Origin of the sequence: Actinomadura vinacea, from assembly GCF_039532545.1 — a bacterium.
GTDB classification, from domain to species: Bacteria; Actinomycetota; Actinomycetes; order Streptosporangiales; family Streptosporangiaceae; genus Spirillospora; species Spirillospora vinacea.
Genome location: NZ_BAAARW010000030.1, coordinates 116806 through 136912, shown reverse-complemented (window position 1 = coordinate 136912; position 20107 = coordinate 116806). Strand labels below are relative to the sequence as shown.

At 72.6% G+C, this 20107-nt stretch carries 24 protein-coding genes; 16 read left to right on the top strand and 8 right to left on the bottom strand.

Features of this window, described 5'->3' with window-relative positions; translation table 11 throughout:
• The first annotated feature begins 11 nt into the window (after positions 1 to 11).
• The 4 genes from ABD340_RS37010 to ABD340_RS36995 all read left to right on the top strand — a co-directional run bounded on the left by ABD340_RS37010 (position 12) and on the right by ABD340_RS36995 (position 1728).
• On the top strand, positions 12 to 470 hold the full coding sequence (locus ABD340_RS37010) for a helix-turn-helix domain-containing protein (RefSeq protein ID WP_344595506.1): 459 nt from the start codon (positions 12 to 14) through the stop codon (positions 468 to 470).
• A complete protein-coding gene (locus ABD340_RS37005; RefSeq protein ID WP_344595505.1) occupies positions 385 to 1227 on the top strand; it encodes an RNA-guided endonuclease InsQ/TnpB family protein in 843 nt (280 codons plus the stop codon). The genes ABD340_RS37010 and ABD340_RS37005 overlap by 86 nt, the downstream gene beginning before the upstream one ends.
• Positions 1224 to 1466: a DUF6247 family protein gene (locus ABD340_RS37000; RefSeq protein ID WP_344595503.1), complete on the top strand. Its 243-nt coding sequence runs from the start codon at positions 1224 to 1226 to the stop codon at positions 1464 to 1466. Before ABD340_RS37005 ends, ABD340_RS37000 begins: the two co-directional genes overlap by 4 nt.
• A 94-nt stretch (positions 1467 to 1560) precedes the next feature.
• The gene (locus ABD340_RS36995) at positions 1561 to 1728 is read left to right on the top strand and encodes a hypothetical protein (RefSeq protein WP_344595501.1); all 168 of its coding nucleotides are present in this window, start codon (positions 1561 to 1563) and stop codon (positions 1726 to 1728) included.
• Between the two features lie 139 nt (positions 1729 to 1867).
• Here the strand turns inward: ABD340_RS36995 and ABD340_RS36990 are convergent, their stop codons facing one another.
• From ABD340_RS36990 to ABD340_RS36980, 3 genes are read right to left on the bottom strand one after another with little or no spacing between them, the layout of a single operon-like run.
• Positions 1868 to 3340, bottom strand: coding sequence for an AMP-binding protein (locus tag ABD340_RS36990; RefSeq protein ID WP_344595500.1), 1473 nt, complete (start codon positions 3338 to 3340; stop codon positions 1868 to 1870).
• The gene (locus tag ABD340_RS36985) at positions 3337 to 5583 is read right to left on the bottom strand and encodes a CaiB/BaiF CoA-transferase family protein (RefSeq protein ID WP_344595498.1); all 2247 of its coding nucleotides are present in this window, start codon (positions 5581 to 5583) and stop codon (positions 3337 to 3339) included. Before ABD340_RS36985 ends, ABD340_RS36990 begins: the two co-directional genes overlap by 4 nt.
• A 2-nt stretch (positions 5584 to 5585) precedes the next feature.
• Positions 5586 to 6449, bottom strand: coding sequence for an alpha/beta fold hydrolase (locus tag ABD340_RS36980; RefSeq protein ID WP_344595496.1), 864 nt, complete (start codon positions 6447 to 6449; stop codon positions 5586 to 5588).
• Between the two features lie 128 nt (positions 6450 to 6577).
• On the opposite strand from ABD340_RS36980, the gene ABD340_RS36975 reads away from it, so the two are divergent.
• From ABD340_RS36975 to ABD340_RS36965, 3 genes are read left to right on the top strand one after another with little or no spacing between them, the layout of a single operon-like run.
• Complete coding sequence (locus ABD340_RS36975) at positions 6578 to 7378, top strand: class II aldolase/adducin family protein (RefSeq protein ID WP_344595495.1); 801 nt, start codon at positions 6578 to 6580, stop codon at positions 7376 to 7378.
• A complete protein-coding gene (locus ABD340_RS36970) occupies positions 7375 to 7869 on the top strand; it encodes an FAS1-like dehydratase domain-containing protein (protein WP_344595493.1) in 495 nt (164 codons plus the stop codon). The genes ABD340_RS36975 and ABD340_RS36970 overlap by 4 nt, the downstream gene beginning before the upstream one ends.
• On the top strand, positions 7866 to 8282 hold the full coding sequence (locus tag ABD340_RS36965) for a hotdog family protein (RefSeq protein ID WP_344595491.1): 417 nt from the start codon (positions 7866 to 7868) through the stop codon (positions 8280 to 8282). The genes ABD340_RS36970 and ABD340_RS36965 overlap by 4 nt, the downstream gene beginning before the upstream one ends.
• A 5-nt stretch (positions 8283 to 8287) precedes the next feature.
• Here ABD340_RS36965 and ABD340_RS36960 read toward each other — a convergent pair whose 3' ends face one another.
• The 5 genes from ABD340_RS36960 to ABD340_RS36940 form a co-directional block, all read right to left on the bottom strand.
• A complete protein-coding gene (locus tag ABD340_RS36960) occupies positions 8288 to 9247 on the bottom strand; it encodes a quinone oxidoreductase family protein (RefSeq protein WP_344595490.1) in 960 nt (319 codons plus the stop codon).
• Positions 9244 to 10065: an ABC transporter permease gene (locus tag ABD340_RS36955; protein ID WP_344595488.1), complete on the bottom strand. Its 822-nt coding sequence runs from the start codon at positions 10063 to 10065 to the stop codon at positions 9244 to 9246. Before ABD340_RS36955 ends, ABD340_RS36960 begins: the two co-directional genes overlap by 4 nt.
• Positions 10062 to 10970, bottom strand: a complete 909-nt coding sequence (locus ABD340_RS36950) for an ABC transporter ATP-binding protein (protein ID WP_344595486.1) — start codon at positions 10968 to 10970, stop codon at positions 10062 to 10064. Before ABD340_RS36950 ends, ABD340_RS36955 begins: the two co-directional genes overlap by 4 nt.
• On the bottom strand, positions 10967 to 11956 hold the full coding sequence (locus ABD340_RS36945; RefSeq protein WP_344595484.1) for an ABC transporter substrate-binding protein: 990 nt from the start codon (positions 11954 to 11956) through the stop codon (positions 10967 to 10969). The genes ABD340_RS36950 and ABD340_RS36945 overlap by 4 nt, the downstream gene beginning before the upstream one ends.
• A gap of 191 nt (positions 11957 to 12147) precedes the next feature.
• Positions 12148 to 12924 (bottom strand): SDR family NAD(P)-dependent oxidoreductase, encoded by a 777-nt coding sequence (locus ABD340_RS36940; protein ID WP_344595483.1) that lies wholly within the window; start codon positions 12922 to 12924, stop codon positions 12148 to 12150.
• A 151-nt stretch (positions 12925 to 13075) separates the two neighbouring features.
• Here ABD340_RS36940 and ABD340_RS36935 point away from each other — a divergent pair, with 151 nt between their 5' ends.
• From ABD340_RS36935 to ABD340_RS36895, 9 genes are read left to right on the top strand one after another with little or no spacing between them, the layout of a single operon-like run.
• Entirely contained in the window at positions 13076 to 14311 is a 1236-nt protein-coding gene (locus ABD340_RS36935) for an aromatic ring-hydroxylating oxygenase subunit alpha (RefSeq protein ID WP_344595481.1), read from the top strand.
• On the top strand, positions 14311 to 14433 hold the full coding sequence (locus ABD340_RS36930; protein ID WP_344595480.1) for a hypothetical protein: 123 nt from the start codon (positions 14311 to 14313) through the stop codon (positions 14431 to 14433). Before ABD340_RS36935 ends, ABD340_RS36930 begins: the two co-directional genes overlap by 1 nt.
• Complete coding sequence (locus tag ABD340_RS36925) at positions 14430 to 15779, top strand: M20 family metallopeptidase (RefSeq protein WP_344595479.1); 1350 nt, start codon at positions 14430 to 14432, stop codon at positions 15777 to 15779. Before ABD340_RS36930 ends, ABD340_RS36925 begins: the two co-directional genes overlap by 4 nt.
• Positions 15776 to 16717, top strand: coding sequence for a DODA-type extradiol aromatic ring-opening family dioxygenase (locus ABD340_RS36920; RefSeq protein ID WP_344595478.1), 942 nt, complete (start codon positions 15776 to 15778; stop codon positions 16715 to 16717). The genes ABD340_RS36925 and ABD340_RS36920 overlap by 4 nt, the downstream gene beginning before the upstream one ends.
• Before the next feature lie 24 nt (positions 16718 to 16741).
• A complete protein-coding gene (locus ABD340_RS36915; RefSeq protein WP_344595477.1) occupies positions 16742 to 17602 on the top strand; it encodes an alpha/beta fold hydrolase in 861 nt (286 codons plus the stop codon).
• On the top strand, positions 17599 to 18384 hold the full coding sequence (locus tag ABD340_RS36910; RefSeq protein WP_344595475.1) for an alpha/beta fold hydrolase: 786 nt from the start codon (positions 17599 to 17601) through the stop codon (positions 18382 to 18384). Before ABD340_RS36915 ends, ABD340_RS36910 begins: the two co-directional genes overlap by 4 nt.
• A complete protein-coding gene (locus ABD340_RS36905) occupies positions 18381 to 19190 on the top strand; it encodes an IclR family transcriptional regulator (protein WP_344595474.1) in 810 nt (269 codons plus the stop codon). Before ABD340_RS36910 ends, ABD340_RS36905 begins: the two co-directional genes overlap by 4 nt.
• On the top strand, positions 19187 to 19708 hold the full coding sequence (locus tag ABD340_RS36900) for an FAS1-like dehydratase domain-containing protein (protein WP_344595473.1): 522 nt from the start codon (positions 19187 to 19189) through the stop codon (positions 19706 to 19708). Before ABD340_RS36905 ends, ABD340_RS36900 begins: the two co-directional genes overlap by 4 nt.
• Positions 19705 to 20100 (top strand): hotdog family protein, encoded by a 396-nt coding sequence (locus ABD340_RS36895; protein WP_344595471.1) that lies wholly within the window; start codon positions 19705 to 19707, stop codon positions 20098 to 20100. Before ABD340_RS36900 ends, ABD340_RS36895 begins: the two co-directional genes overlap by 4 nt.
• Positions 20101 to 20107 lie beyond the last annotated feature (7 nt).

Here is a 20107-nt window from a genome sequence, read left to right as displayed (position 1 = left end):
ACGATCGCCTCGTGCCGCGTTACCGCCTGGACCCCACCCCCGAGCAGGAGCAGGTCCTGCTCGGGGATTGCGCGCACGCCCGGTACGTGTGGAACCTGGCGGTCGAGCAACACGGCTTCTGGTCCCGGCACCGGGGGAGGGCACCCGGCTACAAAGAGCAGTCCCGGCAGCTCACCGCGGCCCGCGCCGAGTTCGAGTGGCTGCGGGCCGGTTCCCAGACCGTGCAGCAGCAGGCGCTGCGTGACTTCGCGCAGGCGATGAGCAACTTCTTCGCCGGTACCCACCGCCGTCCCACCTGGCGCAAGCAAGGCGTGCACGAGGGGTTCCGCCAGGTCGGCCTCAAACCCCACCAGGTCAAACGGTTGTCGCATAAGTGGGGGTGCGGTGCTGGTGCCCAAGTGCGGATGGGTGAGGTTCCGCCTGTCGCGGCCGGTGCCGGAGGGTGTGAAGTCCTACCGGGTCACCCGTGATCGGTCCGGGCGCTGGCATGTGGCGTTCGCGCACCTCCCTGACCCGGTTCCCGGCTCTGGTGACGGGAGCGTGGTCGGGGTGGACCGGGGCGTGGCCGTCAGTGCCGCCCTGTCGACCGGGGAGTTGCTGAAGGTTCCCGGCCTCACGCCCGGAGAGACACGACGCCTGGAGCTGCTGGCCCGCAAGCTGGGTCGCGCCCGGCGCGGCTCCCGCCGCCGCGCCAGACTCAAGGCCGCGCTCGCCCGCCTCAGAGCCCGCCAGAGCGACCGCCGCAAGAACTGGGTGGAGCAGACCACCACGACGCTGGCCCGCGAGTTCGACGTGATCGGTGTCGAGGACCTCAACACCCGGGGCATGACCCGCTCCGCCAAGGGCACCCTCGAGCACCCGGGACGCAATGTCGCCGCCAAGGCGGGGCTGAATCGGGGCATCCTGGCCAGCGGTTGGGGTGCCCTGGTGGAGCGGCTGGAGCACAAGGCCCCCGGCCGGGTCCACAGGATCGATCCCGCGTACACCTCGCAGCGCTGCTCGGCGTGCGGGATCAGGGATCGGGAGGCGCGCGAGAGCCAAGCGCGTTTCCGGTGCCGGTCCTGCGGCCACGCCGGCAACGCCGATGTGAACGCGGCACGCAACATCGCCCACGAGACCAGACTCATATTCGTGTGCGCGGCGGCCGGACCGGCCGTCGCTGCGCGGGGACGCCCCGGGTTGCCGGGGCGAACGAACCGCGAACCTCAACCTGTCCTCCTCTCTTGAGGCCACGGGCTGGAATCCCCCTCGTTCACGAGGGGGAGGAGGTCAACCAGGACTACCGCAGCGCCGACGCCGCACACGAACTCTGGCGCTACCGCCAACTCCAAGAGGTCCTCCGCCTCTGGCACATGCGTGCCACCGCATACGCCCGCCCCGACTTCGCCGAACGAGCACGGCAAGCCCGCACGGGCGACCCGGCCGTCTTCACCCCCGCAGACGAGGCGATTCCAGGCTGGACCTAGCGCACAGACGGCGCTAGTTGAGCCACCGCGTCGAGTTGCACGCGACTGCACTCGCCCAAATCGCCGGTCTGCCCCCGAAGCCTTCGGCGCCCTGGTGAGCTCCCTCGCCGATGTTGCCGAGCGCCCTTGGGACGCGATGGCCCTCGCCAACGACGAGCCCGAATACCGCCAAGTCATCTTCGGCACCTACGGCCTGGTCTCCTTCTACGTCGACGACACGGCCGAGATCATCCGAGTCTTCGACATCACCTGGACAGGTTGACACGCAGCAGGCGTGCCGTTGGGACGCCTTGTTGGAGCTCCTCACCGCCGTGAAGGAAGGGCGCCACGATCTCTGAGCCCGGCGGGCGCGGGCAGCGGCTTGCTCACCGTGGGGCCTGTCGTCGGCTACTTTGACGCTCTCAGTAGCGGTGCCAGGTCGCGGGGGTGACGCCGCGGGTGCGGAGGGATGCTTTGCGGATCTTGCCGGTTTCGGTGAGGGGGAGGTCCGGCATGATCTCGACGTAGCGGGGGACGGCGAACGGCGGTAGCTCGCGCTCGCTGTGCCGGACGAGGTCGGCGGGGTCGAGCGAGTGCCCGGGGCGGACGAGGACGGCGACCATGACCTCGTCCTCGGCCAGGTCGGAGGGGACGGGGAACGCGGCGGCCTCGGCGACCGACGGGTGGGAGCGGACGGCGGCCTCGACCTCGTGGGAGGAGATGTTCTCCCCGCGCCGCCTGATGACGTCCTTGATCCGGTCGACGAAGCGGTACCGGCCGTCGGGGTCGCGGACGACGCGGTCGCCGGTCCGCCGCCACGAGTCGGGCGGTTCGGCGGGCTCGCCGAGGTAGCCGGTGGAGAAGGCCAGGGGCAGGTGGCTGCGGACGACGAGTTCGCCGGGCGTGCCGTCCGGGACCGGGGCGAGGTGCTCGTCGACGACCTTGGCCGAGTACCCGTCCCGGACGGTGCCCATGTAGCCGGGGCGGGCGTCGGCGACGGAGGTTCCGATGACCATGTTCGTCTCGGTCGATCCGAAGCCGTCGACGAGCGTGACGCCGAACCGTTCCCGGAACGGCTCCCAGAGCGGGGCGGGGGTGGCGGGGGCGAGGGCGCGCCAGGCGCGGTGGGCGCGGTCCTGCGGGCCCGGTGCCTGGGCCATCAGCATGGGGACCATGGCGCCGAGCAGGTAGACGACGGTGGCGCCCGCTTCGGCGACGTGCGTCCAGTAGCGGGAGGCGGAGAAGTGCGGGCCGAGCGCGTAGGACGCTCCGGAGACCATGGCCTGGGCGAGCGCGTTGAGGGCGTTGGTGTGGAACAGCGGCAGGCAGGTGTAGAGGACGTCGTCGCGGGTCAGCTGGAGTGCGTCGGCGACGTTGCGGCCCCACCAGCCGAACTGGGCCTGCGGGCAGCGGACCCCGCGCGAGTAGCCCGTGGTGCCCGAGGTGAAGAGGATGGCCGCGGTGTCCTCGGGGCGGATTGGTGCGGGCGGGATCGGCTCGGCCTCGTCATGGTCGAGGATCCAGTGTGTCCCCTTGAAGCCGGTGACGCGTGAGGCGTGTTCCTTGTCGGTGGCGAGGAACGCCGGTTCGGCGACGGCCAGCGCGTGCCGGAGCCCGTGGCCGCGCAGCCCGGTGTTGAGCGGCACGAGGACCGCCCCGAGCCAGGCGCAGCCGAGGAAGAGGTCGACGAAGCCCAGGCTGTTCGCCGCCATGATCGCGACCCGGTCGCCGCTCCGGACTCCGCGGGCGGCGAGCGCCCCGGCCGTCCGGGCGGCGACCTCGGCCGTCTGCCGGTAGGTCCGCGTCACCCCGTCCGCGTGCAGGAACGGGCGGTCGGCGTGGCGCTCCACCGCGGCCGTGAGGAGGGCCGGGATGGTGGTGGCGCCGTCCGTCAACGAAGCACCCCGGCGTCGTGGAGACGCCGGATCCGCTCCTCGGACAGGCCGGCGATCTCGCGGAGGACTGTGTCGGTGTCGGCGCCCAGCACTGGTGCGGCGCGGCGGATCCCGCCGGGCGTGCGGCCCAGCCGGATCGGGGTGCCCTCGTGGAGGAACGCGCCCGCGACCGGGTGCTCGGCCCGCACGTAGAAGCCGCGAGCCCGCAGCTGGGGGTCGTGCTCGACCAGGTCCTGGCCGTTCTGCACGGCTCCGGCGGCGATCCCGTGCTCCTGCAGGAGTTCGGCGGCGGCGTCGGCGGGCATGGTGCGGGCCCAGGCGGCGAGGGCCTCGTCGAGGGCGAGGTCGCCGGCGCCGAGCAGGGCGGCGAGCGCTGCCCGTTCGGCGTCGGAGCGGACGCTGACGGCCAGCCACCGGTCGGGCCCGAGGCACCGGTACACGCCCTGCGGGCTCCAGGACGGGTGGGTGTTGCCGCGCGGCTCCGGCGGGACCGGCGCGATCACGCTGGTGCCCATGTGGGCGGCCATCGCCTCCAGCTGGGAGAGGTCGATGTGCTGCCCGTGCCCGGTCCGGTCGCGGTGCTCCAGCGCGGCGACGGTGGCGAGCGCGGCGTGCAGGCCGGCGACGATGTCGCCATGGCCGTAGATCACGCCGACCACGTCGTCGGACGACCACCCGGTCATTCCGGTTAGCCCGGAACTCGCGGAGACGGTGTCGGCGTACGACACCCACCCGTTGCGCGGCCCGGTGTGGCCCATGCCCGACATGCTCACGTAGACGATGTCCGGCCTGAGCTCGCGCAGCGTTTCGTAGCCGAGGCCCATCTTCTTCATGACCGTGGAGCTGAAGTTCTCCACCACGACGTCGCTGGCGGCGATCAGCTCGCGCAGCACGGCCAGGCCCTCGTCCGAGCGCAGGCCGAGCGCGACGCTGCGCTTGTTGCGATTGACCTCGTTGAAGTAGCCGTTGCCGTTCGGATCGGTGTGCGAGCCCCGCGACAGGTGCATGAACGGTGCGAACCGGGTGGGGTCGGGACGGGTCTCCGACTCCACCTTGATCACTTCGGCACCGTGGTCTGCCAGCACCTTTGTACAGTACGGCCCCGCGAGCACCCATGTCAGATCCAGGACCCGCACCCCGGTCAGCGCGGGCGCGTCCGAACGCGGCCCGTCAGCTTGGCCGGGCTCGCGGGAGGCGTCGAGCAGCCCCTGGTCGGCGCCCGGCTCGGCGACCTTGAGGGACGCGACGCGGCGGCCTTCGGGAAAGGCGAAAGGGAAGCCGAGGTCGGTCCGCTCCACGCCGCCGGACTCGGCCCGGAGGAAGAAGTCGCGGGCGAGGAGCTGCGGGTTGGCGGGCATCTCCTCGGGACGTTCCACGGCCGCCCACGGCAGCTTCCTGGCCTGGGCCTCCTCGGCGAACGCGGCCTTGGGCCACTTGGCCGCGAACGCCTGGACGACCTCGAACACGTGTTCCTGGTGCTTCTTGCGTTCGACGGGATCCTGCCAGCGCGGCTCGTCGAGGTCGGCCTGCGCGTTCTCCTCGACCAGCCAGGCGAGCAGGCCGTCCCACATGCGGGGGCTGCCGCCCAGCCCGCCGCCGAGATGGCCGTCGGCGGCGCGGAACAGGCCGTGCGGCACCAGCGGGTGCACCCGTCCGGGACGCGGTGGCACCCGGTCGGCGTGCAGGTAGGCCAGGGTGCCCGCCTCCAGGCTCGCGGCGACGCACTCCTGTGCGGAGACGTCGATGAGCTGCCCGCGGCCTGCCCGCAGGCCCAGTTCGACGGCGATCGCGGCGTGCACGCCCGCCAGCTGCTCGGCCTGGTTCTCCGGGAGCGTGAGCGGCGGGCCGTCCGGGTCGCCGACCTGCGCGAGCATGCCGCCCAGGGCCGCCACCACCAGGTCGCCGCCCTGCCAGCCGGCGCGCGGGCCGTCGCATCCGAACGGCGTGACCCGGACGTGCACCAGATGATCGAGGCCGTCCGCGCCTTCCCGGGTGCCGTCGAGCAGGACGTCGGCGGTCTCCAGCAGCCGCCGCAGTCCGGCCGCGTCGCCGGGTTCGAGGACGACCGAGCGCTTGCCCGCGTGCCAGTGGGCGAACGACCAGCCGTCCAGCTCTCGCCGGGTCGGGTCGCCCTCGGGCGGTTCGACCAGGACCACCTCGTGCCCGAGCCCCACCAGCAGCCTGCCCGCGAAGCGGGTGAACGGGCTGGACAGCTCGACGACGCGCACCGGAGCCTCGGTCACGTTCAGTGCCCCTGGTTCAGGAAGCCGGTCACGACGCTGAAGTAGTCGGCCGGGCGTTCCTCCTGGAGGTGGTGGGACGCGCGGTCCATCACGTGCAGGTTGCCCTTCGGGATCATGCGGGCGAGCATCAGCGGGTAGTCGGGGGTGAGGAACGCGTCGTACATGCCCCACATGAACAGGGTCGGCGCCTGGATGGTGGGAAGCACGTCCGCGAGTTCCTGCCACTCGCCGCGCGGGTCGTCGGAGGCCCCGGCCAGGGCGACCTCCTCGGGGTCGATGCTCTGCTCGTACCGCATGGTCACGGTGGCGTCGGGGATGGCGTCGGCGTCGTACCACTCCAGCCGCGCGATCAGCTCGCGCATCTTCTCCCAGGACGGGCCGGTGCCGCCGAAGTAGATGTCGCGGGCCTTGCGGCCGCGGTGCCCGTTCTCCGGCAGCGGCGCGAGCGGGCCGTGCCAGACGGGCTGGCTGCCGGTGATGACCAGCGACCGCACCCGCTCGGGGTAGCGGGCCGCGAGGTTGAGGGCGATCGTCCCGCCCCAGGAGTTGCAGACGAAGTCGGCGCGGTCGATGCCCAGGGTGTCCATGAGCGCCACCGTCTTGGCCGCGTGGAAGTCCCACATGGGGCCCTTGATCACGGTCTTCTCGGACTTGCCGTACTGCAGGATGTCGACCAGGAGGACCCGCCGGTCGGCGGCGAACAGCGGCGACACCTGCCCGAAGTCCGACCAGCCGGTGCAGCCCGGCCCGCCGCCGTGCAGGAAGATCGTGGGACTGCCCTCACCCAGCTCGATGTAGTGGTAGCTGACGCCGTCCGCTTCCGCGTACTTGCCCTCCGGCGCCGGCCGGATCTGCATGAGGTCCATGATCGGATGGTGCCGGGGAGGGGCGGTCCGTTCCAAGCGCTCCGGTCCGCTGAGCGGGCCGGGCGAATGGCCCGCCCGCGGCCGCCGCGCCTAGCCTTCGCGGTAGGAGCCGGAGAGGGAGGCAGCATATGACGATCGCCGACGAGGCCGCCGCGCAGGCCCTGGCCGAGGAACTGGCGAACATCCCCGCCCCGCCCGTCTTCCCGACGGCCGCCGAGGAGCGGGCCCACCGCAAGCGGCGGGTCGCCGCGGGCTACCGGGTGCTGGCGCGGTTCGGGCTGGACGAGGGCATCGCCGGGCACATCACCGCCCGCGACCCCGAGCTGACCGACCATTTCTGGACGGCCCCGTTCGGCCGCTACTTCGGCGCGATCCTGCCCGGCGACCTGCTGCTGGTGAACGACGAGGGCAAGGTCGTGGAGGGGGAGGGACCGCTCAACCAGGCGGCGTTCGCCATCCATTCGGAGGTGCACCGGGCCCGTCCCGACGTGGTCGGCGCGGTGCACGCGCACGGCCCGCACGGCAAGTCGTTCTCGTCCCTGCACCGGACGCTGGCGCCGCTCACCCAGGACGCCTGCGCCTTCCACGGCTCGCACTCCTTCCACGAGGACTACACCGGCGTGGTGTTCGACCCGGAGGAAGGGCGGCGGATCGCCGAGTCGCTGGGGGACGGCAAGGCGGTGATCCTCGCCAACCACGGCCATCTCACGGTGGGCCGGACGGTCGATTCGGCGATCTGGTGGTTCGTGACGATGGAGCGGTCCTTCCAGGCCGAGCTGATGGCGCGGGCGGCCGGGGACCCGGTCCCGCTGGACGAGGAGACCGCCCGGATGACGGCCGAGCAGGTGGGCGGCGAGGAGGTCGGCTGGTTCTGCTTCCAGCCCATCTGGGAGCGGATCGTCTCCGAGCGGCCGGAGCTCGCCGAGTGACCGACCGACTGACGAACAGGGCTCTTGATCTGGCCGAGGAGCGGGCGCGGGAACTGGTCGGCAGGGTGGAGCTCCGTTCGCTCGGCGCGGTGACGGCCGAGGCCTCGGCCGAGTTCGCGCGGGCGGCGGGCGAGACCGCCCCGCACCTGATCGATCCGGACCACCCCGGGTTCGCCGTCCACCCGATGTACCCGGTCAGCCTGCTGCGCGGCGCGCCCGGCGCCGAGCCCGCGGAGTTCCGCCCGGACGGCATGTACCGCGACGAGGTCCCCGGCACCGACGGGCTCGACGTGCGGCTCATGGCGGGCGGGCAGGACGTGCGCTGGCTGGGACGGCCGCGTCCGGGCGAGCGGCTGGAGGTGCGGCGCGTCCTGGAGTCGGTCGAACGCAAGGGCAAGGGCGCGGGCTTCCTGCTGCTCACGGTCGCCAAGACCTACGGCACCGAGCGCGGCCCGCTCATCGAGGTCATCGAAAGGTTCATCGTCCGATGAGTCGTCATGTCGAACCGGGTGCCCCGGTGCCGCCGGTGGAGCTGGTCGCGGACGAGATCAGGCTGCTGCGGTTCGGGGCCGTCACCCGCAACACGCACCGCATCCACTACGACACCGCGTTCGCCCGCTCGGAGGGCCTGGACGGCCCGGTCGTCATGGCGCAGCTGCACGGCTGCCTCTTCTACCGGGCCGCGGCGGCGTTCGCGGGCGAAGCCGGTGAGGTGCTGTCGGTCGGCTGGCAGAACCGCGCCCCCGCCTACGCCGGTGACCGGCTCGTGGTGTCCGGCGTCGTCGAGGCGGTCGACCCCGAGACCGGCGAGATCACCCTGGCCCTGGAAGAGCACTCCCGCCCGGACGGCGAAGGCCCCGGCAGCCTGTGCTGCCGGGGCCGTGCCGTGGTCGTCCTCAGCTGAACGCCTCAGTCGAAAACGAGCGCCACCTTCCCGACCGCCTCGCCTGTGCGGAGCCGCTCGGCGGCCTCCGCCAGGCGCTCGGCCGGGTACCGCTCGATCGGCAGCGTCAGCTCGCCCGAGTTGATGTCGGCCAGCAGCCGGTCGGCGTCCGCCGCGACCTCCGCGCCCCGGGTCATCAGGTTGACCGGCAGCAGCGACACGTCCTTCAGCAGGAAGTCGGCGAGGTCGACGCTGAAGTCGCGGCCGGCGGTGTAGCCGACCAGCGCGATCCGTCCGCGCCCCCGGACCAGCCCGAGCGCGGTGGTGAGGACCGCGCCGCCGACGGTGTCGATCACCGCGTCCAGCGGGCCGCCCACCGCCTCCTCCGACAGGTCGGCGGCCAGCACCGCCTTGCCCGGCGCCGGGACGTGCGGCAGCTTGGCCGGACGGCCGACCACGCCGATCACCTCCGCCCCGGCGCGCGCGGCGACCTGCACGGTCAGCGCGCCGACCGCGCCCGCCGCGCCGGTCACCGCGACCCGCTCGCCGGGACGGATCGCGGCGACCGCGTGGACCGCCGCCCAGGCCGTCCCGGCGGGCGAGAAGAAGCAGCAGGCCAGCGCCGGGTCGGTGCCCTCGGGGATGGGCACGACCGCCGAGTCGCGCAGCACCGCGTGCTCGGCCCAGCCGCCGTTCCGCCGCAGCCCGGCACCGCCGCCGCGCACCCGCACCGGCATCCCTTCGGGGTGGACGTCCGAGGCCAGCACGACCCCGGCGGCCTCGGTGCCGGGCACCGCCGGCAGGTCCGGCAGGACGCCGAACCTCCCGTCCACGACGTTGAGATCGAGATGCCCGATCTGCGCGGCCAGCACCCGGACCAGCGTGTGGCCCGGCGGACGCTCGGGGACCGGCCGTTCCACCAGCCGCGGCAGCGTCCCGAACTCCTCCAGCAGGAGCGCCCGAGAGCGCTCCGGATTCCCGCTCAAACCCGCACCTCGTACCTCTTGAGCACCCGGGCGGCCACGATCCGCAGCACCCGGTCGAACACGAATCCCAGGATCCCCAGCACGATGATCCCGACGAACACCCAGTCGATGCGGCCGTAGTTGCGCGAGGTCCAGATGAGCGCGCCCAGCCCGACCTGTGCGGCGACGATCTCCGCGGACACGATGGTCAGGAAGCTGTTGCCCATCGCCAGCCGCGCGCCGGTCACGATGTGCGGCACGGTCGAGGGCAGCACCACGCTCCGCATCACCTGCCAGCGGCCCGCGCCGAGGCTGGCCGCGGCGCGCAGCTTGGTCTCGTTCACCGACAGCACCCCGGCGATGGTGTTGAGCGTGACGATGAAGACCGCGGTGTAGAAGATCAGCACCACCTTGGACGCCTCGCCGATGCCCAGCCACACCACGGCCAGCGTCACGAACGCGACCGGCGGGATGAAGCGGAAGAACTCGATGTAGGGGTCCAGCAGCCGGCGGATGAACGGGACCTGCCCCATGAGCAGGCCCACCGGCACGCCGACGGCCAGGCCCAGGCCCCAGCCGATCAGGATCCGCCGGCTGGAGGCGATCACCGAGTTGCCCAGCGTGCCGTCGGCGGCCAGTTCCCGGGCCGCCGACACCGTCTGCCCCGGCGAGGCCACCAGGCCCGAGCCGTACTTCATCGCCAGCAGTTGCCACACCGCGATCCCGGCGACGATCGACACCGCGAACATGCCGATCGAGCGCAGCCGTCCGGCCATCGCCCCCGGCGGGCGCCGCTCGACGGACGGTTTGGCGGACGCGTCCGCCGAGGCCACCGTCATCGCTCCTCCCTCGGGCCGTCCGCCGGGTCCTCCGGCGGGTCCTCGACGCCCTGCTCCCGCAGGGCCTTGCGCACTTCTTCGCCGATGTCGCGGCGCAGCGCCGCGCGCAGCTCGACCGACTCCGGCGCCGTGTCGTCGCGGGGCCGGGCCAGGTCCACCTGGTACACGTTCTTGATCGTGGCGGCCGGGCCCGCGGTCATCACCGCGATCCGGTCGGCCAGCACGATCGCCTCGTCGATGTCGTGGGTGACGAACACGACGGTGCATCCGGACGCCTGCCAGATGCGGGCCATCTCCTCCTGCATCACCTGCCGGGTCTGCGCGTCGAGGGCGCCGAACGGCTCGTCCATCAGCACCACGCGGGGCTCGTTGGCCAGCACCCGGGCGATCTGGACGCGCTGCCGCATCCCGCCCGACAGCTGCCCGGGGAACCGGTCGGCGCAGTGCCGCAGCCCCACCAGGCCCAGGTACTCGTCGGCGACCTTCTTCTGCTCGGCCCGCGACCGGCCCCGCATGCGCGGCCCGAACGCCACGTTCTGCCGGACGGTCATCCAGTCGAACAGCGCCTCGCTGCTCTGGAACACCATGCCGCGGCCGGGGTCGGGGCCGGTGACGGCGGTGCCGTCCACGGTGAGCCGGCCCTGCCGCACCGGGACGAACCCGGCCAGCGACGACAGCAGCGTCGACTTGCCGCAGCCGCTGGGCCCGAGCAGGCACAGGAACTCGCCGGCCGCGATGTCCAGGGAGATCTCCTGGACGGCCTGGAAGGACCCGAACCCGATGCCCACGCCGGAGACCGACACCGCGGCCCCGTGCCCGCCGGCCGGGCCCGTGCCGCCCGCGGCGGCCCCGCCCGCCGGGCCGCCGCCGGGCGGGCGGCGGCCCGTCTTGATCGCCTTGGTCATCCCGTTCCCTTCACCTTGGCGGTCACCCATCCCTGCAGCACGGACGCGGTCACGTCCGGCTTGGACTTGACCTTGCCGGTGCTCGCGTACCACGCGGCCGTGCTCTCGTATCCCTTGAGGTCGGCGGCGGCGATGTCGCGGACCTTGAAGTCGATCTCCTTGATCGCGGTCAGGGTCTGCTCGGTGGGGACCTTGGCCGCCTTCTTGGTCGCCTCGGCGGCTCCCGCCGGGTCCGACTCGACCAGCCCGGTCGCCTCCTCCAGCGCCTTGGCGACCTTGACCGCGACGGCCTCGTTGCCGCTCAGCCACTGCTGACCGGTGATCAGCCACTGCTGGTAGGCGAGCCCGTAGGCGCCGGTCGGCTCCAGGACCTTGCCGCCCAGCTCGACGCCCTTGGCGGGCCACGGCTCCCAGAGTACGTACGCGTCGACCTCGTTCTTCTGCATCAGCGCCGGGATCTCCGGCGGGTCGGCGGTCACGAACTTCACCGACTTCACGTCGATCTTCTTGGACTCCAGGAAGCGGGTGGCGGCCAGCTCGGACAGCCCGGGCACGACCGCCATCTTCTTGATCTGCGCCGGGTTGGCGATCTTCGATCCGGTGACGACCTTCAGGTACCGGCCGGACTCCTGGTAGACCATCAGGGCGCGCAGCCCGGGGTTCTGCGGGAACTGGGCGATGGTCGTGCTGTCGGAGCTGGCGGCCATCTGCACCTGCCCGCCGGCGATCGCGTCGACGGCCTCGCCGCCCCGGCCGAACTGCACCAGCTCGACGTTCAGGCCGTGCTTGCGCCACAGCCCCTTGGCGTCGGCGGTGAAGAAGGGCGCGTACGCCGCGTCGATCCCGACGGCGAGGCGGATCTTGGGACCGGTGGCCGCGGCGCCGCCGGAGTCGGTGGTGGCGCCGCTGCACGCCGACAGCGTGCACAGCGCGGTGATGAGCGAGAGGACGCCGACGAGGCGCCTTCTCCTGGCCCGTGCCTCCATAACACCTCATAGATCGAAGGGGGACTGCAGTTAGGGGAGCCTGCAGGTAGGCCGGTCAACGGGGTGGAGCCGGATCCGGCGAGCGTAGGCGGGTGCCGACGTGCACGCATGGCCCTGGGTCCACTGAGCGGGACGCCTTCGTCCCCCGGGTGGACGGCGGGTGTCCCGGGCCGGTCCGCGGCCTGTCCGGGTCAGTGCGCGAGGTAGCCGCCGTCGACCGCGAGCACCGTCCCGGTGACGAACGCCGACGCCGGCGAGGCCAGCAGCAGGAGCGCGCCGGCCAGGTCGCGCGGCTCGCCCCAGCGCGCGAGCGGCACCTCGCGCTCCACGAACGCCCTGGCCACCGGGTCGTCCCGGGATCCGGCGTTCATCTCGGTCAGGATAGGGCCGGGAAGCAGGCAGTTCGCGGTGACGCCGGTGCCCGCCAGCTCCAGCGCCAGCGACTTGGTGAGCTGGACGACCGCGCCCTTGGACGCCGCGTAGGCGGCGCGTTCCGGCGCCCCGACCGCGCCGAGCACCGAGCCGATCGTGACGATCCGCCCGGTGCCGGCGGCCGTCATCGCGCGGGCCGCGGCGCGGCAGGCGTACCAGGTGCCGAACACGTTGGTGGCGAAGCAGCCGTGCAGGTCCGCGGTGGGCAGGTCCGCGACCGAGCCCCGGGCCAGCCGCCCCGCGCTGGTGACCAGGACGTCCAGCCGGCCCCACTGCCGCACGACCTCCGCGACGGCCTCGTCCACCTGCTCCTCGTCGGTGACGTCGCAGGCCAGGCCGAGCGCGGTGGCGCCGTCCGCGCCCAGGTCCGCGGCCGCCCGCTTCGCCCGTCCGGCGTCCCGGGAGAGGACCGCGACCTTCGCGCCCGCGGCCAGCAGGGTCCTGGCCGCCTCGGCGCCGATGCCGGACGTGCCGCCGGTGACCAGCGCGGTACGGCCGGCGAGGGAGAACAAATCCGCGTGCGAGATCTCTTCCATGACCGGACCCTGGCACGCGTCGGCGCGCCTGGAACGGGGTGCGGTCTGCTGAGCGAAACGAGTCCGTAGGCGATCGGGCCGGGCCGCGCGCATGCTCGGATGCGCCGCCCTCATGGCGGCGTAGCTCAGACGTCACCAGGAGGACACGCAGATGACGGGTGAGGAATCGCTCGATCCGAAGGCCGCGCCGCGGGCACGCCGCCAGGACGGGGCGCCGGGGCGGCAGGACTGGTCGACGTGGCCGCACTACGACGCGGCGGCCGAGGGCTTCCGCGGCTACTGGTACCCCGTCACCTGGTCCAGCCACATCACCGGCGACCCGCGCTCGTACATGATCTGCGGGGAGAAGATCGTGCTGGTCCGGGACGGCGGGACGGCGTACGCGCTGCACGACCGCTGCCCGCACCGCGGGGTGCCGCTGTCGGAGGGCGACCAGCAGTTCCCGGGCACCATCAGCTGCCCGTACCACGGATGGACGTTCGACCTGGCCAGCGGTCGGCTGGCGGCGGTGATCACCGACGGTCCGGACTCGCGGATCTGCGGCAAGGTCGGGGTGCGCACCTACCCGGTGGAAGAGCGGCTCGGGATGGTGTGGGTGTACGTGCCGGTGGCGGCCGAGGACCCGCACCCGATCGACGAGCAGCTGCCCGAGGAGCTGGTCGGCAACGCGTTCGTGATGGGCGGCCGGATCGACCCGCGCGGCGGCAACTGGCGGTTCGCGTGCGAGAACGGCTTCGACGAGGGGCACGCCAAGTACCTGCACCGCACCTCGCTGTGGCGGCTGTTCAAGCCGATGCCGACGTGGAACGTGACACGCATCGTGCCCGGGGGCCGCTGGATCTACCGGGTGCAGGACGAGGTGCACTGGGAGGCCGACTTCCCGGGCGTGGGCCGGTGGTCGAACAAGCGCTGGTGGAAGGCGCGGCCGCCCAAGGAAGCGTTCAACATCGGCAACACCGGCAAGCCCAAGCGGGTGGACCCGACGATCGAGGCGCAGGAGTTCCCCGGGTTCGCCTCGCTGTCGATGCCCGGCGTCCTTCGCATCGCCTACCCGAACTTCATCCACTACGAGTTCTACGTCCCGGTCGACGCGGACAACCACCGCTACGTCGGCGTGATGGTCAACTTCACCGAGGGCTGGCGGACCTTCGGCTTCTACGCCAAGTACCTGGGCGCGATCCGCTGGCTGTTCCACGGCCAGTTCTCCGCCCAGGACGCCTGGATGGTCGACGTCACCGACGCTCCCCCCGAGAAGCTCTACCGTCCCGACGTGTCGCTGACGGCCTGGCGCAACCTCACCGAGGAGCAGTACGCGAAGAAGCTCGCCGACTCCGGCGGCACGGCGCCGAACGGCGGCGCGGCCGTCACCAGGACCAGGAAGAAGTGATGATCATGAAGCGCGTCCTGCCCGCACTGATCGCCGGCGCCCTCTTGGCCCTGGCGGTCCCGGTGGCCTGGCGGCGGATCGCCCGCACCACCAGGACCCAGGTCCACAGGGTCAATCAGTGAGCTCGAACCCCGAGGGGCCCGACGGGCTCGCCGGCCTGGACGAGCGGCGGCGCGGCTGGGTCGCCGCCGCGTGGCGGCACATCACCGCCGACCGGCTGCGCGAGCTGGTGACCGGGGTGGTGGACGTCCCGAGCCCGACCGGCGACGAGGGCCCGCTGGCCGAGCACATCGCCGCCACCCTGACCGAGGCCGGCTGCCCCGCCCGGGTGCAGCCGCTGGACGACCGGCAGGCCAACGCGTGGGCGCGGCTGGAGGGCGACGGCACCGGACCCGACCTGATGCTGTACGCGCCGATCGACACCCTGACCGTGGGGGAGGAGAGCGAGGACGTCCCGTGGATCGGGCCCGAGCTGCGTCCCGACATGCGGCCCCGGGCGGTCGTCGACGGCGACCTGGTCATGGGGCTGGGGGCGTCCAACCCCAAGGGCCACGCCGCGTGCGTGATGATGGCGGCCGAGGCGATCGCGCGGGCCGGGATCCCGCTGACCGGCGACCTGATCGCGGCGTTCGGCGCGGGCGGCATGCCCACCAACGCGCGGCCGGCCGGCGCCCGGCGCAACACCGGGCAGGGCGCGGGCTGCTCGTTCCTGCTGGAGCAGGGCGTGTGGGCCGACCAGGCGGTGATCGCCAAGCCGGGCTGGACGGTCTCCTGGGAGGAGGTCGGGCTCGCCTGGTTCGAGGTCACGGTCCGCGGCACCCACACCTACGTCGGGTCGCGGCACCGGCTGCCCTACGACAACGCGATCGCGCGCGCCGGGGTGGTGGTGCGGCGGCTGGAGGAGTGGTTCGCCGAGTACGCCGACCGGCACACCGAGGACACGGTCGCGCCGCAGGGCGTGGTGGCGTCCATCCGCGGCGGCTGGCCGCGGATGGCGGCGGTGACACCGGCCGCGTGCAAGATCAGGGTGGATCTGCGGCTCAGCCCGAACACCACCCCGATGGAGGCCAAGCGGGAGTTCACCGCGGCCCTGGAGAAGATCGGCGCCGACGAGCCCGGCCTCGACCTGGACGCCGAGCTGATCCTGGCGATCCCCGGCACCCGGAGCGACCCCGACGGCTGGGCGTGCCGCAGCGCCGTCGCGGGCTGGGAGGCGTTCGAGGGCCGCCCGCACGAGGTGATCCGCGGCAACAGCGGCGCCACCGACGCCAACATCCTGCGGAGCCGGGGCGTGCCCACGGTGCGGATCGGGATGCCGAAGATCACCGAGGCGCCGCGGGAGATCGACTTCTCGTTCGGCATGAACGCGGTGAGCGTGCGGGAGATGGAGCGGCTGACCCGCCTCCTGGTCCGCACGGCCGTCGACACCGTCACCCGTTCCCGTGATGAGGTAGGAGCGCTGCGATGACCGAGATCGTGCTGGGCGTGGGCGCCTCCCACTCCACGCTGATGAACACGCACTGGGAAGAGACCATCCACAAGGACCGCGCCGGGCGGTTCCGGGACGCGCTGTACGCGGCGCGCGAGGAGCTCGCGGCGGCCCGTCCGGACACCGTGATCCTGGTGGGCTCCAACCACTTCCGCGGCTTCTGGCTGGACCTGATCCCGAGCTTCACCATCGGCGTCGGCGAGTGCCTGGCCAGCGGGGAGTCCGGGACGCCCAAGGGCCCGCAGCCGGTGGACGAGCCGCTGGCCCGGCACATCGCCGGCGAGCTGGTGGACGGCGGCCGGTTCGACGTGGCCTTCTCCGCCCGGCTCCAGATCGACCACGGCCAGTCGCACGCGATCCAGTACCTGCTGGACGGGCTGGGCGTGGAGATCGTGCCGCTGGTGGTGAACGTCTTCGCGCCCCCGCTGCCCACCCTGGACCGCTGCGAGCGGCTCGGCCGGGCCATCCGGGAGGCGGTGCTGGCCTTCCCCGGGGACCGCCGGGTCGCGGTGATCGGGTCCGGCGGGCTGTCGCACCGGCTGCCCTGGCCGGACTGGCGCGCCCCGGACGGCGACGACGAGGAGTTCATGGTCGGCGCCTGGCTGAACGGCCGCGACAACTGGCAGGACTACGACGCCCGGCGGCGGCAGATCATCCGGGCCGCCGAGGCCGCGATCAACACCGACTTCGACAACGAGTTCCTCACGCTGCTGGAGGGCGGGAAGGCCGCCCGGATCACCGAGTACACGACCGAGCGGCTGGAGGAGGTCGCCGGCAACGGCGCCCAGGAGCTGCGGACCTGGCTGCTCATGGCGGCCCTGCTCGACCACGTCCCGGGGCGGCGGCTGGCCTACGAGTCCATCCCCGAATGGCTGACCGGCATGGCCGTGGCCGTGCTCGACCCGACCACCACCTAGAAGCTAGAAAGCGAAAGGCGACCTATGAGCATCTGGACCGAACTGGTCGACGTCGACTACCGGCACGCCTACGTGGACGCGGGCGGCGTCCGCACCCGCGCCCTGCAGGCCGGGCCCGAGGACGGCGAGCACGTGGTGTTCCTGCACGGCACGACGGGGCACCTGGAGGCGTTCGTCCGCAACATCCCGGCGCACGCCGAGGCCGGCTACCGGTGCCACGCCATCGACATGCTGGGGCACGGATACACCGGCAAGCCGGACCGTCCCGGCGAGATCCCCGCCTACGTCGAGCATCTGCTGGCCTACCTGGACGCGGTGGGCGCCGAGCGGGCGCACCTGGTCGGGGAGTCGCTGGGCGGCTGGGTGTCGTCCTGGGCGGCCAGCGAGCAGCCCGACCGGGTGGCGTCCCTGCAGCTGCTCTGCATGGGCGGGACGAAGATCAATCCGCAGGTGATGGAGCGGCTGAAGACCTCCACCCGCGCCGCGGTCGAGCAGGACGACCCGTCCTTCACCCGGGAGCGGCTGCGGCTGCTGTGGGCGCACTGGGACGAGGCGCTCGGCGACGAGCTCGCCGACGTCCGGTTCGACATCTACCACCGGCCCGAGTTCAAGGAGAACCTGGACAACCTGCTGGCCCTCCAGGAGGTCGAGGCGCGCGAGCGGAACCTGCTGCGGCCCGAGCGGATGGCGACGATCAAGGCGCCGACGCTGGTGGTGTGGGGCAACAAGAACCCGCTGGGGGAGGTCCCCGAGGCGGAGGCGATCGCGGCGGCCATCCCGGGGGCGCGCCTGGAGGTGTTCAACGACTGCGGGCACTGGCCCCAGCACGAGAAGGCCGACCTCTACAACCCGCTCAGCCTGGCATTCCTCGCCGAGTCATCGTGACGGAGATCAGGTTCGGCTACGCCGGCACCACGCGCGGGCAGGTGCACTACGCCGAGTGCGGCACCGGCTCGCCCGTGGTGCTGCTCCACCAGACGCCGCGGTCCTGGGACGAGTACCGCGAGGTGCTGCCGCTGCTGGGCCGCACCCACCGGGCCATCGCGATGGACACCATCGGCTTCGGGGCCTCCGCTCCGCTGGCCGACCACTCGATCGAGACCTACGCCGGCGCCGTGGTGGAGTTCCTGGATGCGCTCGGGCTGCCCGAGGCCGCACTGGTCGGCCACCACACCGGCGGTGTGGTGGCGGTCGAGGTGGCGGCGCGGGCGCCCGGCCGGGTCTCGGCGCTGGTGCTGTCGTCCACGCCGTACGTGGACGCGGCGGCCCGGGAGCGGCGCCGCGACCGGCCGCCGATCGACGAGGTCGAGCCCGATCCCGGTGGCGCGCACCTGACCGAGCTGTGGCAGCGGCGGCAGAAGCACTACCCGCCGGGACGGCCGGACCTGCTCTCCCGATTCGTGCGCGACGCCCTGGTCCTGGGCGATGACGCGGAGAAGGGCCACCTGGCCGTCGGCCGGTATCGGATGGAGGAGCGGATCGCTCTCGTCCGCTGCCGGGCGCTGTGCCTGGGCGCCTCCGCAGACCCTTTCGTGTTTCCTGACCTGCGGATATTGTCATCTCATCTTAACAACCCGACTGTGGCGGTGATCGAGGGCGGCATGATTCCGTTGATGGAGCACCGATCGTCGGAGGTCTGCGAATTGATCGCGAGGTTCCTGTCATGACCGTCGTATCGATCGACCACATCCGCGCCGAACGGGATCCGGCGGCGCGGCGGAACCCCTGCGCCGACCCGATGAACTCCGTCCTCGGCAAGACCCAGCTGATCATCGAGGCGTTCACCGCCGAGGACGCCACCCTGTCGCTCGCCGACCTGGTCCGGCGCACCGGCGTCGCCAAGGCCACCGTCCACCGGCTCGCCCAGGAGCTCGTCGAGTGGGGCCTCCTCGAACGCGCCGGCTGCGACTACCGGCTGGGGCTGCGGATGTTCGAGATCGGCCAGCGCGTGCACCGGCAGCGGATCCTGCGCGAGGTCGCCCAGCCCTACATGGAGGACCTGCTGCTCGCCACGCAGGAGACCATCCACTTCGCGATCCACGACGGCCTGGAGGTGCTGTACCTGGAGAAGATCCTTGCGCACCGCGGGCTCAGCGAGCAGTCCCGGGTCGCCGGGCGGCTCCCGCTCTACTGCACCGCCACCGGCAAGGTCATCCTCGCCTTCGGCCCGGCCTCCCTCTTCGCGGAGGTCGTCCGGAACGGCCTCAAGCCGCTCACCCGCCACACCATCACCTCGCCCGCCCGGCTGCGCGCCCAGTTCGAACGGATCCGCACCGAGGGCCTGGCGACCGAGGCCGAGGAGACCCGGCTCGGCTACATGAGCACGGCCGTCCCGGTGTTCGGCCGCGGCTCCGCCCTCGTCGGCGCGCTGTCGATCACCGGCCCCACCTACCGGGTGGACCCGGCCAAGCTGTCGGGCGCCCTCCGCACCGCGGGCATGGGCATCACCCGGTCGCTGCGGCAGGTCTTGTGAGCCCAGTGGCGGAGGACGTGCTCGGAGAGGTGCTGGCCCGCGCCCGCGACCTGGCCGACCGCTGGGAGGAGGAGGACTGCGGCGTGGTGACCGTCAAGGACTTCTGCCGGTACGCGGCCGCGCTCAACGACACCGCCTACATCGGCCGGGCCCGCGCCGACGAGGCCGCCGGACGCCCCGTCTCGGCACCTCCGCTCTTCCTCGCCGGAACGTTCAGCTGGGAGGACGGCCCGGCCGAGGACGAACTGCGCCCGGACGGCCTGACCGCCCGGGAGTCGCCGTGCACGCAGGGCCTCCCGGTACGGCAAGTGCACGGCGGCGAGTCGGTGCGGATCGGCCGGCCGCTGGTCGCCGGAACCCGCGTCCGCGCGGCGCGGGCGGTGCGCTCGGCGACCCGCAAGGCGGGCCGCTCGGGCGACTTCGTGGTGCTGGCCGTCACCACCCGGTTCACCGGCGACGGCGCCGAGCTGGCCTCCGTCGACGAAACGATCATCGTGAAGGACAACTCGCAGGCATGACCACCCCTGGAGAGAGCTGCCCCTCCCGCTCCTACTCCCACAGCACGGTGCAGCTGTTCCGGTTCAGCGCCGTGTCGTGGAACGCCCACCGCATCCACTACGACGAGAGCTACGCGTCCTTCGAAGGCTTTCCGGGCACGGTCGTCCAATCGACGCTGCACGGCGAGATGCTCGTCCGGCACGCCCTCGACTGGGCCGGGCCGGACGCCCGGCTGGAGGCCGTGAGCTGGCGCAACCAGGCGACCGCCGTGGCCGGGGAGCCCCTGACCTGGCGGGCCTCCGTCCGGTCGGCCGAGCCGGGTGACGGCGGACTGCGCCTGTCCTTGGACGCCGCCATCGTGAAGGCCGACGGCACGCCCAGCGTCACCGGGACCGTCGACCTTCTCCTCTGAGCCTTCT

Bases quoted from the DNA above. Each gene is read 5' to 3' on its own strand.
- ABD340_RS36980 (WP_344595496.1), bottom strand. From the start codon at position 6,449: ATGGACCTCATGCAGATCCGGCCGGCGCCGGAGGGCAAGTACGCGGAA.
- ABD340_RS36975 (WP_344595495.1), top strand. From the start codon at position 6,578: ATGACGATCGCCGACGAGGCCGCCGCGCAGGCCCTGGCCGAGGAACTG.
- ABD340_RS36965 (WP_344595491.1), top strand. From the start codon at position 7,866: ATGAGTCGTCATGTCGAACCGGGTGCCCCGGTGCCGCCGGTGGAGCTG.
- ABD340_RS36955 (WP_344595488.1), bottom strand. From the start codon at position 10,065: ATGACGGTGGCCTCGGCGGACGCGTCCGCCAAACCGTCCGTCGAGCGG.
- ABD340_RS36950 (WP_344595486.1), bottom strand. From the start codon at position 10,970: ATGACCAAGGCGATCAAGACGGGCCGCCGCCCGCCCGGCGGCGGCCCG.
- ABD340_RS36945 (WP_344595484.1), bottom strand. From the start codon at position 11,956: ATGGAGGCACGGGCCAGGAGAAGGCGCCTCGTCGGCGTCCTCTCGCTC.
- ABD340_RS36940 (WP_344595483.1), bottom strand. From the start codon at position 12,924: ATGGAAGAGATCTCGCACGCGGATTTGTTCTCCCTCGCCGGCCGTACC.
- ABD340_RS36935 (WP_344595481.1), top strand. From the start codon at position 13,076: ATGACGGGTGAGGAATCGCTCGATCCGAAGGCCGCGCCGCGGGCACGC.
- ABD340_RS36930 (WP_344595480.1), top strand. From the start codon at position 14,311: ATGATCATGAAGCGCGTCCTGCCCGCACTGATCGCCGGCGCCCTCTTG.
- ABD340_RS36920 (WP_344595478.1), top strand. From the start codon at position 15,776: ATGACCGAGATCGTGCTGGGCGTGGGCGCCTCCCACTCCACGCTGATG.
- ABD340_RS36915 (WP_344595477.1), top strand. From the start codon at position 16,742: ATGAGCATCTGGACCGAACTGGTCGACGTCGACTACCGGCACGCCTAC.
- ABD340_RS36905 (WP_344595474.1), top strand. From the start codon at position 18,381: ATGACCGTCGTATCGATCGACCACATCCGCGCCGAACGGGATCCGGCG.
- ABD340_RS36895 (WP_344595471.1), top strand. From the start codon at position 19,705: ATGACCACCCCTGGAGAGAGCTGCCCCTCCCGCTCCTACTCCCACAGC.